A 13,060-nucleotide genomic window follows, 5' to 3' on the forward strand; every position below is an offset into this window, starting at 1 on the left:
GCTCGCTTCCGCCGGGGAGTCAGCCGACGGCGGCGCCGAACCACCGGGACAGCTCGCGGAGCAGCCCCCGCTGGTCGTCACCGACCCACGCCACGTGGCCGTCCGGGCGCAGCAACACGGCGGGGACGTCAAGTTCCTCACCGCCGTCGACGACGTGGTCCACGCGGTCCGCCCAGCCCGTCACCGACAATCGGCCGGTCCGGTCGAGCAGCAGCCCTCGACCCTCCCGCATCAGCTCGTACAGGCGCCCCCGCTCCAGCCGCACGTCCCGCAGCCGCCGGCCGAGCAGGTCGTGCCCCTCCCCGACGTCGTAGCGGACCGCGATCGCCGTGATCTTCTCGATCAGGTGCCGGTTCACCTCGGGGAAGGCCACGAGGTCCGACAGCAGCCGGCGTACCGCCCGGGGCCCCGGCTCGGTGGACATGAGCTGCATCTGCGCGCGGGTGTTGTCGAGCACGTCGGCGGCCACCGGGCGCCGTTCGGCGTCGTAGCTGTCCAGCAGCCCGTCCGGCGCCCAGCCGGCGACCTCGGCGGCCAGCTTCCAGCCGAGGTTGAACGCGTCCTGGATGCCGAGGTTGAGACCCTGCCCACCGGTCGGGGGGTGGATGTGCGCCGCGTCGCCGGCCAGCAGCACCCGGCCGACCCGGTAGCGCTCGGCCAGCCGGGTGGCGTCGCCGAAGCGGGACAGGAAGCGTGGTGAGTGCACGCCGAAGTCGGTGCCGGCATACGCCCGCAACTGCCGCCTGAACTCGTCGAGGGTCGGTGGGACCGAGCGGTCCTCGGACAGCCCGCCGGCGGGCACGACGACCCGGTACACCCCGTCGGCGAAGGGCGACAGCCCGAACCGGGTGTGCGTCCTGCGGACCTCGGCGACCACCTCCGCCACCGTCTCCGGCGGCACGCCCACCTCCATGTGGCCCAGCAACGTCTCGACCGTGGCGGCCTCGCCGGGAAAGCCGACGCCGAGCAGCTTGCGCACCGTGCTGCGACCGCCGTCGCAGCCCACCAGGTAGCGGGCGCGCAACCGCGTGCCGTCGGCCAGCTCGGCGGTCACCCCGTCGTCGTCCTGATCCAGCCCGACCACCTCGCAGCGCCGCCGGATCTCGGCGCCGACCTCGGTGGCACGCTCGGCCAGCAGGTGATCGATGGTGGTCTGCGGGATGCCGAGGATGTACGCGTGCGCACTGTCCAGGTCGGGCGGCGGCGCCGTCAGGCCGGCGAACAGCCCGCCGACCGGGTACGTCCGGCCCTGCGCGAGGAAGCGCTCCAACAGGCCCCGCTGGTCCATCACCTCGATGCTGCGCACGTGCAGGCCGAGCGCGCGAACCTGCCGGGTCGGCTCCGCCTCCTTCTCCAGCACGACCACCCGTACGCCGTGCAGGCGCAACTCGCTGGCCAGCATCATGCCGGTCGGTCCACCACCGACGACGATCACGTCGAACATGAGTCCCCCACGTGCCTCGGAATACGATCGGCCAGCCGCCCCGCCCGTACGGCGGAGCATCCGCGGGACGTGTCCGTCGCGAATTCCTGATGTCCACAGGCTCCGGCTTCGGCGAGAGATTCTGGGGTACGACCCGGGTCTTGCGGCAAGGCCCCCGCTGCGATATACGTTGAGAGTGGCAGGAGGACATGCTCTTCCTGCCTTTCGTGTGTCCGCTGCCTTTCGTGTGTCCGGCGACGGTCGTCGCCGGCCCCGCCCTGATGTCGCGTCGACGGCCCAGCCCCCGAAACCCGGTTGCGGGACGAGCGGTGGTGCTGAGTAGTGTCTGCGCCATGTCGAGCCCTGAGGCGTCCACGGTGGGGGCTTTCGGTCACGCCGTCAGCCCCCTGAACCCCTGAGTTCCGACCCCGCTGCCCCACAGCCCTCGCGGCACGGGACACCGGCGCGCGCCCTCGGGGCGCTGACCGCGGTGACGAGACGACTCCTTCTCCCTCTCGCTCACCTCGGAGCTCGTGATGCCTCTCCCCCTCTACCTGCTCGCCGTGGCGGTCTTCGCCATGGGCACCTCGGAGTTCATGCTCGCCGGCCTGGTGCCGGCCATCGCCGCGAGCCTCGACGTTCCGGTCGGGGCCGCCGGCCTCCTGACCTCGGCGTTCGCCGTAGGCATGGTCGTCGGCGCGCCGCTGATGGCGGTGCTCGCGCGCCGCTGGCCCGCGCGGGCCAGCCTGTTGAGCTTCGTGCTGGTCTTCGCCGCGGCCCACGTCGTGGGCGCCCTCACGACGAGTTTCGCGGTCCTGCTCGGCACCCGCGTGCTCGCCGCCCTGGCCAACGCCGGCTTCCTGGCGGTGGCACTGACCACGGCCGCCGCACTCGCGGCCACCGATCGGAAGGGGCGCGCCCTCGCGGTGCTGCTCTCGGGCACGACGGTGGCCACCGTCGCCGGAGTTCCCGGCGGCGCGGTGCTCGGCGCGCTACTCGGCTGGCGGGCCACCTTCTGGGCGATCGCACTGCTCTGCCTGCCCGCTGCCGCCGGCGTCGTGAAGGGCATCCCGCCACGGGTCGGGCGGACCCCTCGGAACGCCCCGGCCGGCGCGTCGCTGCGGGACGAGATCGCCCAGCTCACCGCGCCCCGGCTGGTCCTGGTCATGCTGCTCGGCGCCCTCGTCAACGCCGCCACCTTCGCCACGTTCACCTACCTGGCGCCGGTCGTCACCGGCACCGCCGGCCTGGGCGACCTGTGGGTCCCCGTCGTGCTGGTGCTGTTCGGGGTCGGGTCCTTCGTCGGCGTCACCGTCGCGGGGCGGCTGGCCGACCGGCGTCCCCGCATCGTGATCGCGGTCGGTGGCCCGCTGCTGCTGCTCGGCTGGGTCGCGATGGCGACCCTGGCCGCGCAGTCGGCGGCGCTCCTGCTCCTCGTGTTCGTGCAGGGCACGCTCTCCTTCGCGCTGGGCGGCACCCTGATCACCAGGGTGCTCTACGAGGCGGCGGGCGCCCCCACCATGGGTGGGTCGTACGCGACGGCGGCGCTCAACATCGGTGCTGCCGGCGGCCCCGTCGTCGCCGCGGCGGCCCTCGGTGCCGGCGCGGGTGACCTCGGCCCGGTGTGGGTCAGCGGCGTCCTCGTCGCGGTCGCACTGCTCGTGGCCCTGCCGTTCCTGCGGATCGTCGCACCCCGAGCCGGTCGGGCGACGCGGTGAGCGGACCCTCGGCCGGTACGGCGGCGGCCGACAGGCGGCGAACTCGATCCCGCCGAGGGCGACCGCGCGGTACGCGGCGAGGCGTTCGGCCTGCTCGGTGACGGCGGCGCGCGTGGCGGCCGACAACGTGCGCCACGGCTGGACGGCGACCGTCAACGTCCTGCCGGACCTGCGCGGGCGCCACGTGCCGACCACCTCGCCGTCGACCAGCACGGCACCCGGACGGCCCAGCACCGGCCACAGCTCCTTCGCGCGGGCCGCGTCCGGCACCAGCGTCGCGCGGTCCTTCGCCTGGAGGAACAGGTCGAACGGGCCGAGCAGGCGCGTCGCCCGCACGTCGGCCGACTCCAGCGCCTCCGCGTCGGCGGCCAGGAGCGACCGCGCTTCACCGTCGACGGTCACCTCGACCACGTCGTCGGGCCAGCGTGCCTTCACGTCCTTCACCGGTGCGTCGAGGTAGTCGGCCACGTGTCTGGGCGTGGCCGGGCCGAGCAGCCGGAGGTACGCGCGGACGAGGTCGAACCTGTCGCCCGGCGCGGCGGCCCTGCGGAAGCCGGCGATGCGTTCCAGGACCGGCGGCGACGTGTCGAGCCGCAGTTCCAGCCCGGCCCGCACGGCGGCCAGCCGGAACGGCATCTCGTAGAGGTGGGTGGCGTCGCACGGCCGGCAGAACCGCAGATACGGCTCGGGCATCACCGCGGCCAGCCGACCGGAGACGTCCCCCTTGATCATCGGCGCGGTGACGATGTCCCGCATCCGGGCGGCCACCTCGTCGAGGGCGGCCAGGTTGCCGATGCCGGCCACCCTGAGCGGCCTCGCGGCGTCGTAGATGCGCTTGCCCGCGTCGGCGTCGGAGAACGGCTCGACCGCCGCCGCCACCCGCCCCACGTCGGCGCGTCGGTAGAGGTGGGGGGCGCCGCGCACGGTCCAGAGCATGACCAGGTCGTCGGAGGACGGCGCCGACACGTCGACCCCACGGACGGCCAGCGCCCACCGGCCGCCGTCCGGGCCGGTGTCCTGCACCCCGATGTCGAGCACGGCGGTGCCGTCGAGCGTGCCCTCGGCCCGGTCGAGCTGCTGGGCCCGGACCCGGAAGTTCATCACCTGGCGCTGGTCGACCACGCCCGAAGCCTACGCAGCGGCTCCGACAGGAAGGCGTGCGGCAGCGCTCACCGCGCCGGTGGCGCGGCGTGGGTGACGGTGACGCCGAGCCACGCCGCCAGGTCCTCGATCTCGCTGTGGACCGCGGCGGACACGGCGTCGGTGAAGGGCACGTCCTCGTGGACGGCGTTGACGACCAGGGTGCCGGCCCTGCGGTCGACGGTCGCGTCGAGCTTGCCGACGAGCCGGTCGCCGTGCAGCACGGGCAGGGCGAAGTAGCCCCACCGGCGCTGCTCCCGGGGCTTGTACATCTCCAGGACGTACTCGAAGCCGAACAGCTGCTCGGCGCGGACCCGGTCGTGGACCAGCCGGTCGAACGGCGACAGCAGCGCGGTACGCCCCTCGAACGGCAGCCCGACGTACGCCGGATGCACCCGCCAGGTGCCCGGCGTGCCCTCGACGACGGCCTCCTCACCGGCGTCACCCACGTACGGCGACTCACCGGGGATCTGCGGGCCGGCGGACCGGGCGATGCCCAGCGCGGCGAGCCGGCGCTCGTTGCGCAGGCGGACCGCCGCCTCACCGTCGAGGACGGGCAGCTCGGCGGGGTAGACCCGCTCGGGGAGGTCGAAGTAGCGCTGTCGCCCCCGGCGGCCGGAGATCGCGAGGTGTCCGCGCAGCGCCAGCGACTCGAGCATCCTGGTGACGTTCCGGTTGTTGTTCCAGCCGGACGACGGCCAGGGCACGACACTCGTGTCGGGGATGTCGCGGGACAGCAGCGGGCCCTTCTCCCGCACCAGGGCCAGGATGTCGCGGCGGAACGGCTCGTTGTCCCGCAGCCACGCCTCCATGGCCGGGTACGTCGGGGCGTCGCGGGCCTCGGCGATCACGGCGGGCAGGTCGCGGGGCGACCGGATGTAGGCCACGGTCTCGACGAGCGTACGGTCCGTCTCGATGGCCCTGGTCAGGTCGGCGGGATCGTAGGCCGAGCCGAGCCGGCTCCACAGGACGAGGTCGGCGCTCGGTGCGATGGCCGCCGTGGGGTCGATCTGCAGGAGCGTCAGGCGTTCGACGACCTCGACGAGATCCGTCGGGCGCGGCGCGTCGAGCAACTGCGCGTGGATCGCGATTCGGCGGGCCTCGTCCTTCGTCAGTCGGTGAGGGGCCACGCCGTCCCACACTAGTCCGCCAGGTCGCCACGTCCAGGGCCCCGACGGCCCGCCCTGACCCGGCACCCGGTGGGCCCCGGTCGACCCGTGATCGACCGGGGCCCCTCGGATCGGTCAGGCGAGGTCGAACCGGTCGAGTTCCATGACCTTGGTCCAGGCCGCGACGAAGTCGTTCACGAACTTCTCGCGCGCGTCGAAGCTGGCGTAGACCTCCGCGAGGGCCCGCAGCTGGGAGTTCGAGCCGAAGATGAGGTCGACGGCGGTGGCCGTCCACTTCACCTCGTCGGTGGCGAGGTCGCGGATCTCGTAGACGTGCTCGTCGGACTCCGACGCCTTCCACCGGGTGCCCGGGGCGAGCAGGTTGGTGAAGAAGTCGTTGGTGAGCACGCCGGGCCGGTCGGTGAGCACGCCGTGCTTCGTGCCGCCGACGTTGGCCCCGAGGGCCCGCATGCCGCCGACGAGGACGGTCATCTCGGGCGCGGTCAGGTTGAGCATGTAGGCACGGTCGACGAGCAGCACCTCCGGCTGGGTCTTCTCACCCGGGCGCAGGTAGTTGCGGAACCCGTCGGCGCGCGGCTCGAGGACCCGGAAGGACTCGACGTCGGTCTGCTCCTGGCTGGCGTCGGTGCGGCCGGGGTGGAACGGCACGGTCACCTCGACGCCGGCGTCGCGCGCCGCCTTCTCGACGGCGGCCGAGCCGGCCAGCACGATGAGGTCCGCGAGCGAGATCTTGGCGCCGCCGGCGGCGTTGAACTCCCGCTGGATGCCTTCGAGGGTCGCGAGGACCGTGGCGAGCTGCTCGGGCTGGTTGACCTCCCAGCTGCGCTGCGGCTCGAGGCGGATCCGGGCGCCGTTGGCGCCGCCGCGCTTGTCGGTGGCGCGGAAGCTGGCGGCGGAGGCCCAGGCGGTCGTGACCAGCTGGGCGGTCGTGAGGCCGGACTCCAGGACCTTCGCCTTGAGCGCGGCGATGTCCGCGTCGCCCACGAGCTCGTGGTCGACGGCCGGCACCGGGTCCTGCCACAGCTGGGGCTCCGGGACCCACGGCCCGAGGAACCGGCTGACCGGACCCATGTCGCGGTGCAGCAGCTTGTACCAGGCCTTGGCGAACGCCAGCGCGAACTCGTCGGGGTTCTCCAGGAAGCGCCGCGAGATCTTCTCGTACGTCGGGTCGACGCGCAGCGCCAGGTCGGTCGTGAGCATCGTCGGCTTGTGCTTCTTCGACGGGTCGTACGGGTCCGGGATGATCGCCTCGGCGTCCTTGGCGACCCACTGCTTCGCGCCGCCCGGGCTCGTGGTGAGTTCCCACTCGTAGCCGAAGAGGATCTCGAAGAAGCGGTTGCTCCACTGCGTCGGGCGGTCGGTCCACGTCACCTCGAGACCGCTGGTGATCGTGTCCGGGCCCTTGCCGGTGCGGTAGCTGCTGAGCCAGCCCAGACCCTGGGCCTCCAGCGGGGCGGCCTCGGGCTCGGGGCCCACGTGGTCGTCGGCGACGGCGGCACCGTGCGTCTTGCCGAACGTGTGGCCGCCGGCGATGAGGGCGACGGTCTCCTCGTCGTTCATCGCCATCCGGGCGAAGGTCTCGCGGATGAAGTGCGCGGCCGCCGCCGGGTCCGCGTTGCCGCGCGGGCCCTCCGGGTTGACGTAGATCAGGCCCATCTCGGTGGCGCCGACACCGGCCACCATCTCCTTCTCCGAGACGTAGCGCTCGTCGCCGAGCCAGGTGTCCTCCGGGCCCCAGAAGATCTCCTCTGGCTCCCAGATGTCCTCCCGGCCGAAGCCGAAGCCGAACGTCTTGAAGCCCATCGACTCCATGGCGACGTTGCCGGCGAGCACGAGCAGGTCGGCCCACGAGATCTTCTGGCCGTACTTCTGCTTGACCGGCCACAGCAGCCGGCGGGCCTTGTCGAGGTTGGCGTTGTCCGGCCAGCTGTTGAGGGGGGCAAACCGCTGGGCGCCGTCGCCCGCTCCGCCGCGGCCGTCGTGGATGCGGTACGTGCCGGCGGCGTGCCAGCTCATGCGGATCATCAGGCCGCCGTAGTGGCCGAAGTCGGCCGGCCACCAGTCCTGCGAGGTCGTGAGGACCTCGACGATGTCCCGCTTGAGGGCCTCGACGTCGAGCTTGGCGAACTCCTTGGCGTAGCTGAAGCCCTCACCGAGCGGGTTGGCCTTCGGCGAGTTGGCGTGCAGCACCGACAGGTCGAGCTGATTGGGCCACCAGTCCCGGTTGGTGCGGGGACGACCTCCCGTCTTCGGGGTCGGCGAGTCGATCGCCGGGTTCTCGCTCTCGCTGCCGTGGGCGGTCACCGAGTCGTGCGCGACCGGGCAGCCGGCGGCCGCCTTCTTGTCGACGCCCTGCGCGCTCACGGGGGCGTTGTCCTGGGTGTCGCTCATCTTCTTCCTTCCGAACTGGCGGATCACTGGGAGGTGCGTTCGGTCGCGCAGTCGGGACAGGTGCCCCAGTAGACGACCTCCGCCTCCTCGATCACGTACCCGTGGTCGTCGGAGGCGGTCAGACAGGGAGCGTGACCGACAGCACAGTCGACGTCGGCGATCGCACCGCAGGAACGGCACACCACGTGGTGGTGGTTGTCCCCCACCCGCGCCTCGTACCGGGCGGTCGCGCGGGCGGGCTGGATGCGGCGTACCAGGCCGGCGTCGACGAGCGCACGCAGCACGTCGTAGACCGCCTGGTGGGAGACGGTCGGAAGATCGGCCCGCACGAGCGCGATCACCGCCTCGGTGTCGACGTGCGGATGGTCGTGCAGCGCCGCCAGCACCGCCAACCGAGGCCGGGTCACGCGCAACGACGCCGCCCGCAGCTGGGTCACGAAGTCGGACGGCATACGGCAAACCTAGACCACTCTTCTGGAATGAATCGAGTTTTCGCGGGGTGTCGCGCGGCGGACGTCGACCGGGGCCCGGTCTCCCCCGACCGGTACGCGAACGCGGAGCCGGCCCGGACCAACCGCGGGTCCGGACCGGCTCGACGCGTCCTGCGGGGCGGGACCTCCGACACCCGAGTCCTGGTCAGTCGTCGTTCTCCAGGACCTCGCGCAGCTTGCGGGCGAACGCCTCGGGCTGGCCGGGGTAGCCGAACTCGTCGCCGAGGAAGCCGCCGTGGTTGCTCGGGAACACCGTCGCCCGCTGGCCGAGCAGCTCGGCGGTGGCCACCGCGGTACGCGCCGTGAAGGTGCCCGCGGACTCCTCGCCCACGGCGATCACGACGCGGGTGGGCGCCGCGGCCAGCGCCTCGACGTCGGGGCGGTAGCTGCTGACCGCCCAGGACCGGTCGGAGAGCAGCGGGTCGTCCCGGCGACCGTCGTCCTCGGTCGGCATCCCGAACGCCGCGGGATCGGGGGCGCCCTGCGCGAAGTACGCATCGGTGAACTCCCCCTGCCAGGAGGTCATCGCGATGAAGGCGGCCATGCCGGCGTTCGACCCCTTCGCCTCGTACACGGCCCGGACGCCGTCGCGGGCCCGCTCGGCCGCCGCGGCGTCCGGCAGCACCGGGATGATCGGAGGCTCGTGCGCCACCAGGGCGGTCACGTCGTCGGGGTGTGCCGCCACGAGCGCGAGCGCCGTCACCGCGCCCCCGCTGCTCGCGAACATCTCCACCGGGCCGGCACCGAGCGCCTCGATCACGGCGTGCACGTCACCGGCCTGGACCGTGGGGTCGTGGTCGACCCGGCCGTCCTTGCGCCGGCTGCGGCCGAGGCCCCGAGGGTCGTACGTCACCACGGTGCGGTCGGGGAAGTACGACGCCAACGTGGCGAAGCCGGTGGCGTCCATGGGCTGGCCGATCATGAACAGCGGCGGGCGTCCGTCGGCCGTCGGCAGCGGGCCGCGAACGTCGTACACAATGTCGGCCTCGGCCGTCTCAAGAACGTGGGTAGTCGTCATGCCGGTACTGACTTCTCCGTCGCCGGAAACTCATCGGTCCGCGCGGTGGACGATCGGTGGCGCCGTGCGGCCGCACCCGGCCGACGCGGGCGACGCCGGGCCGCCGGCTCCTCCGACCCGATCTGTGCTGGTCGTGCGACCCGCCGGCGGCGGAGCCCGACGGCGCCCACGTGTCGGCCGCACCGGCCCGGGGTACAGGCCGAGGCAGGGCTATATTGCCTGGTGGCGGTAGGAGAATGACGTGACGGAGGACAGCGGACACACCCGGGCCGGATGGGCCGTCCGCCGCTACGTCGTCACGGTCCGTCAGCCCGGCGACACGGCGCGGCCCGTGAGCCGCCACTTCACGTCCCGTGCCGCGAACCGCCGCGCCGACTGGCTGCGCCGCCAGTCCGACTACGCCGACTGCGACGTGCGCGTCCGGCGCCTCGGGGACGGGAAGGGCTGAGGCCGTCGGCTCCGTCAGGCCTCGTCGTGCGGTGCGGCGGCGGCGCGTACGCCGAACATCGCCCGCCCCACGCGGAGGCCGCCGCGCGCGGCACCCGGCGCGCCGGTGCTCGACCTCGGCGCCGGAACCTGCAGGATGGCGACGGCAGACAGCACGAGAGCCGCGCCGGCGAGCTGAACGGCGCTCAGGGACTCACCGAGGACGAGCGCGGCGAGCGCCGTGGTGACCACGGGTTCGAAGGTCGACAGGATGGCGGCGGTGGACGGGCCGGTCCGCCGCAGACCCGCGAAGAAGGTGAGCATCGCCAACACCGTGGAGACGACGGCGATGCAGGCCAGCCAGAACCATCCCGGCAGCCCGACGTCGAGGTCGACGCCACCGGTGACGGCGGCGCGTACGCCGAGGGTGCCGGCGGCCCCGGTCATCACCAGGGTGGACAGCACCACGGGCGGCAGCCGGTGCACGACGGTGTCGGCGACGAGGATGTAGCTCGTGTAGACCACCGCGGCGCCGAACGCCAGCAGGGCCCCGAGCGGATGGAAGCCCACGCCGCCCGCGCCGAGGAGGACCAGGACCATTCCGCTCGACGCCGCCAGCAGCGCGACGAGGCGTCCCGGTGTCAGCCGGTCCCGGCCGAGCAGGACCGCCGCCACGGTCACGAGGACGGGGTAGGTGTAGAGGATCAGGGACAGCAGCGAGGCGTCCATCAGTTCGAGGGCCGAGAAGAACAGGCTCGCCTGCGCGGCGTACCCGACCGCGCCCAGGCCGAGCGCGGTGACCAGCACCCGGCCGCCGGCCGCGGCCGGCGGATCCTCGTCGGCACCGCCGCGTCGCAGACCGGGCCGCAGGAGCAGGAGTACGCCCAGCACCGCGGCCGCGAGACCGAAACGCACCAGGAGCAGCGCCCCGGGCGAGACGCCCGCCTCGTAGGCGAGCTTTCCGAAGACCGCCATGGCGCCGAAACACGCCGCCGACAGGAGACACAGTGCGGGACCCACGCCGTCGAGCATCGGCCACCCGACCCATCAGGTCCAGTGATGATTCGTGGAGTCGATTCGTTAGCATTCCCGAATGGTTGCGCTGGACCTCCGCCGCCTCCGGTTCCTTCGCGAGTTCGAGGAGCGCGGCACCCTGGGCGCGGTGGCCGCGGCGCTCGGCTACAGCCCGTCGGCGATCTCCCAGCAGCTCACCCTCCTGGAGAGGGAGGTCGGGACGCGGTTGTTCGAGAAGGCCGGGCGCGGCGTACGGCTGACGGACGCCGGGCACCTCCTGGCCCGGCACGCGCGGGTGCTGCTGTCGGCGGCCGAGGCGGCGGCGGCGGACCTGGCCGCCCTCGACGACGACGTGCGGGGCACCGTGCGGGCCGGCGGCCTGCAGTCGGCGGCCCGCCGCCTGTTGGTGCCGGCACTCGCCCACACGACGGCCGCGCACCCCCGGGTACGGGTGGAGATCTTCGAGATCGAACTCGAACAGGCGCTGCCGAACCTCCGCCTGGGCGCGATCGACCTGCTGATCGCCGACGAGTACGACGGGCACCCCCGGCCGCGACCGGCAGGGCTGCGTTTCGCGGTCCTGCACGAGGAGCCGCTGAAGGTGGCGTTACCGGCGGCGCACCCGATGGCCGCGTCGGGTGGACCGGTGTCGATGGCCACGCTGCGGGCGGACGTCTGGACCGCGTCGGCCGAGGGGACCGGCCACCACGCCATGGTCGTCGGAACCTGCCGGTCCCTCGGCGGGTACGAGCCCGACCTGCGGCACCGGTGCAGCGACGCGGACGTCCAACTCGAACTCGTCCGCCGCGCGCAGGCCGTCGCCCTGCTGCCGGCACTGACCCTGGCGCCCGACGATCCCGCTCTCGCCGTCCGTGACGTCGCCGAGGCGGACCTCCGGCGGCGTCTCGTCGTGGTCACCCGCGACACCCCGCCGGGCCCCGCACTGACCGCCTTCCTGGCCGCCGTGACGGCTCAGGCGCGCACACTGACCTGAGCCCGGCTGGTGGACGCGGCCTCCCGGAGACCAGCGATCCCGAAGAACGATCACCTGCCCCGTCGCCGCGTGTCAACGGCCTTCCGACATCGCTCGATGGGTGAAGGATTCCTGCACATTCAATTGACAGGCATCATTCTCACCGGGATACTCCAGCAATCGATTTCTCGCGCGAGGAGGCGGCGCACTCCCCCGGTTCCGCTGGCCACCCTCTGAACCATCCGGCCCGCAACGACACCGCGCGGACGACCGGGCTCCCTCGGCGTGGTCCACGTGATGGAGGTTCCATGGACAACCGATCCGCCGTCCGCCGGCCGGTCAGCCGTCGGCGACTGTTGACCGGCACCGCGGGCGTCGCCGCCGTCGGCGCGTTCACCGGCTCCCTGGCCGCGCCGATGCCGGCGGCCGCGGCCCGTGACGGCCACGGTCTGCGCATCGTCGACCGGAACGAGAACGGTGGCCGGTTGCAGTACTACCGGTTCGCCACCGACGCGATCGAGTGGGATCCGGGCGTCAACGTGCTGCTGCCGAACGGTTACCACACCAGCGGCAAGCGCTACCCGGTCCTGTACCTGCTGCACGGCGGAGCATCGGACTTCCGCGAGTTCCACCTGCACCACGACATCGTCGGCCTGACCGCCGGCCGGGAGATCATCGTCGTGATGCCGGACGCGTCCACCGGCTGGTACTCCAACCCGGTCAGCAGCAACACCGGCCCGCGCAACTGGGAGACCTTCCACATGGCGCAGCTGCTGCCGTGGATCGAGATGAACTTCCGAACCTTCCCGGAGTACGACGGCCGCGCGGTGGCTGGCTTCTCGATGGGCGGCTTCGGCGCCCTCAAGTACACCGCGAAGTACTACGGGCACTTCTGCTCGGTGAGTTCCCACTCCGGTCCGGCCAGCCTGCGTCGCGACTTCGGTCTCGTCGTGCACTGGGCGAACATCACCTCGGCCGCGCTGGACCTCGGCGGCGGCACCGTCTACGGCGCACCACTGTGGGACGAGGCGCGGGTCACCGCGGACAACCCGGTCCAGCGGATCGAGAGCTACCGCAACAAGCGGATCTTCCTGGCGGCCGGCACGTCTCCGGACCCGGTCAACTGGTTCGACCGGATCAACGAGGAGCAGGTGCTCGCCGGTCAGCGGGAGTTCCGGGCCGCCCTGGGCCGCGCCGGCATCCCGCACGAGTGGCGCGAGGTCCCGGGTGGGCACGTCTTCCGTCCGGACCTGTTCGTCCAGGACCTCAACGGGATGCTCGGCCGCCTGCGGCGCGCCGGCTAGCCGCACCACCGTTTCATTCGAGTCCTCCCCGA

General features: G+C 72.7%; 10 protein-coding genes and 1 pseudogene. 4 read left to right on the forward strand and 7 right to left on the reverse strand.

What is annotated here, in order from left to right; genetic code table 11:
* Positions 1-19: 19 nt before the first annotated feature.
* Positions 20-1,444, reverse strand: a complete 1,425-nt coding sequence (rox, locus tag D7I43_RS01580) for a rifampin monooxygenase (protein WP_120326522.1) — start codon at positions 1,442-1,444, stop codon at positions 20-22.
* A gap of 515 nt (positions 1,445-1,959) precedes the next feature.
* On the opposite strand from rox, the gene D7I43_RS01585 reads away from it, so the two are divergent.
* A complete protein-coding gene (locus D7I43_RS01585) occupies positions 1,960-3,141 on the forward strand; it encodes a Cmx/CmrA family chloramphenicol efflux MFS transporter (RefSeq protein ID WP_120326523.1) in 1,182 nt (393 codons plus the stop codon).
* An 84-nt stretch (positions 3,142-3,225) separates the two neighbouring features.
* On the opposite strand, the pseudogene D7I43_RS01590 reads toward D7I43_RS01585, so the two are convergent.
* The 5 genes and pseudogenes from D7I43_RS01590 to D7I43_RS01610 form a co-directional block, all read right to left on the reverse strand.
* Positions 3,226-4,242 (reverse strand): annotated as a pseudogene (locus tag D7I43_RS01590) (winged helix DNA-binding domain-containing protein); the annotation flags it as partial.
* A 68-nt stretch (positions 4,243-4,310) separates the two neighbouring features.
* Entirely contained in the window at positions 4,311-5,411 is a 1,101-nt protein-coding gene (locus D7I43_RS01595) for a DNA glycosylase AlkZ-like family protein (RefSeq protein ID WP_120326702.1), read from the reverse strand.
* Between the two features lie 114 nt (positions 5,412-5,525).
* Positions 5,526-7,802: a catalase/peroxidase HPI gene (gene katG / locus D7I43_RS01600; RefSeq protein ID WP_120326524.1), complete on the reverse strand. Its 2,277-nt coding sequence runs from the start codon at positions 7,800-7,802 to the stop codon at positions 5,526-5,528.
* Positions 7,803-7,825: 23 nt separating this feature from the next.
* A complete protein-coding gene (locus D7I43_RS01605; RefSeq protein WP_120326525.1) occupies positions 7,826-8,254 on the reverse strand; it encodes a Fur family transcriptional regulator in 429 nt (142 codons plus the stop codon).
* A gap of 184 nt (positions 8,255-8,438) precedes the next feature.
* A complete protein-coding gene (locus D7I43_RS01610; protein ID WP_120326526.1) occupies positions 8,439-9,311 on the reverse strand; it encodes an alpha/beta fold hydrolase in 873 nt (290 codons plus the stop codon).
* 241 nt (positions 9,312-9,552) lie between these two features.
* On the opposite strand from D7I43_RS01610, the gene D7I43_RS01615 reads away from it, so the two are divergent.
* The gene (locus tag D7I43_RS01615; protein ID WP_120326527.1) at positions 9,553-9,759 is read left to right on the forward strand and encodes a hypothetical protein; all 207 of its coding nucleotides are present in this window, start codon (positions 9,553-9,555) and stop codon (positions 9,757-9,759) included.
* Positions 9,760-9,773: 14 nt separating this feature from the next.
* Here the strand turns inward: D7I43_RS01615 and D7I43_RS01620 are convergent, their stop codons facing one another.
* Positions 9,774-10,757 (reverse strand): DMT family transporter, encoded by a 984-nt coding sequence (locus tag D7I43_RS01620; protein WP_240032743.1) that lies wholly within the window; start codon positions 10,755-10,757, stop codon positions 9,774-9,776.
* A 73-nt stretch (positions 10,758-10,830) separates the two neighbouring features.
* Here D7I43_RS01620 and D7I43_RS01625 point away from each other — a divergent pair, with 73 nt between their 5' ends.
* Complete coding sequence (locus D7I43_RS01625; protein ID WP_120326529.1) at positions 10,831-11,745, forward strand: LysR family transcriptional regulator; 915 nt, start codon at positions 10,831-10,833, stop codon at positions 11,743-11,745.
* Between the two features lie 287 nt (positions 11,746-12,032).
* Complete coding sequence (locus tag D7I43_RS01630) at positions 12,033-13,028, forward strand: alpha/beta hydrolase (protein ID WP_120326530.1); 996 nt, start codon at positions 12,033-12,035, stop codon at positions 13,026-13,028.
* The last annotated feature ends 32 nt before the right edge of the window (positions 13,029-13,060 follow it).

This window comes from Micromonospora globbae (assembly GCF_003610785.1).
GTDB lineage: Bacteria > Actinomycetota > Actinomycetes > Mycobacteriales > Micromonosporaceae > Micromonospora > Micromonospora globbae.

Excerpts from the sequence above, each read along its gene's own strand:
- D7I43_RS01605 (WP_120326525.1), bottom strand. The coding sequence starts at position 8,254 with ATGCCGTCCGACTTCGTGACCCAGCTGCGGGCGGCGTCGTTGCGCGTG.
- rox (WP_120326522.1), bottom strand. The coding sequence starts at position 1,444 with ATGTTCGACGTGATCGTCGTCGGTGGTGGACCGACCGGCATGATGCTG.
- D7I43_RS01625 (WP_120326529.1), top strand. The coding sequence starts at position 10,831 with ATGGTTGCGCTGGACCTCCGCCGCCTCCGGTTCCTTCGCGAGTTCGAG.
- D7I43_RS01585 (WP_120326523.1), top strand. The coding sequence starts at position 1,960 with ATGCCTCTCCCCCTCTACCTGCTCGCCGTGGCGGTCTTCGCCATGGGC.
- D7I43_RS01630 (WP_120326530.1), top strand. The coding sequence starts at position 12,033 with ATGGACAACCGATCCGCCGTCCGCCGGCCGGTCAGCCGTCGGCGACTG.
- D7I43_RS01610 (WP_120326526.1), bottom strand. The coding sequence starts at position 9,311 with ATGACGACTACCCACGTTCTTGAGACGGCCGAGGCCGACATTGTGTAC.
- katG (WP_120326524.1), bottom strand. The coding sequence starts at position 7,802 with ATGAGCGACACCCAGGACAACGCCCCCGTGAGCGCGCAGGGCGTCGAC.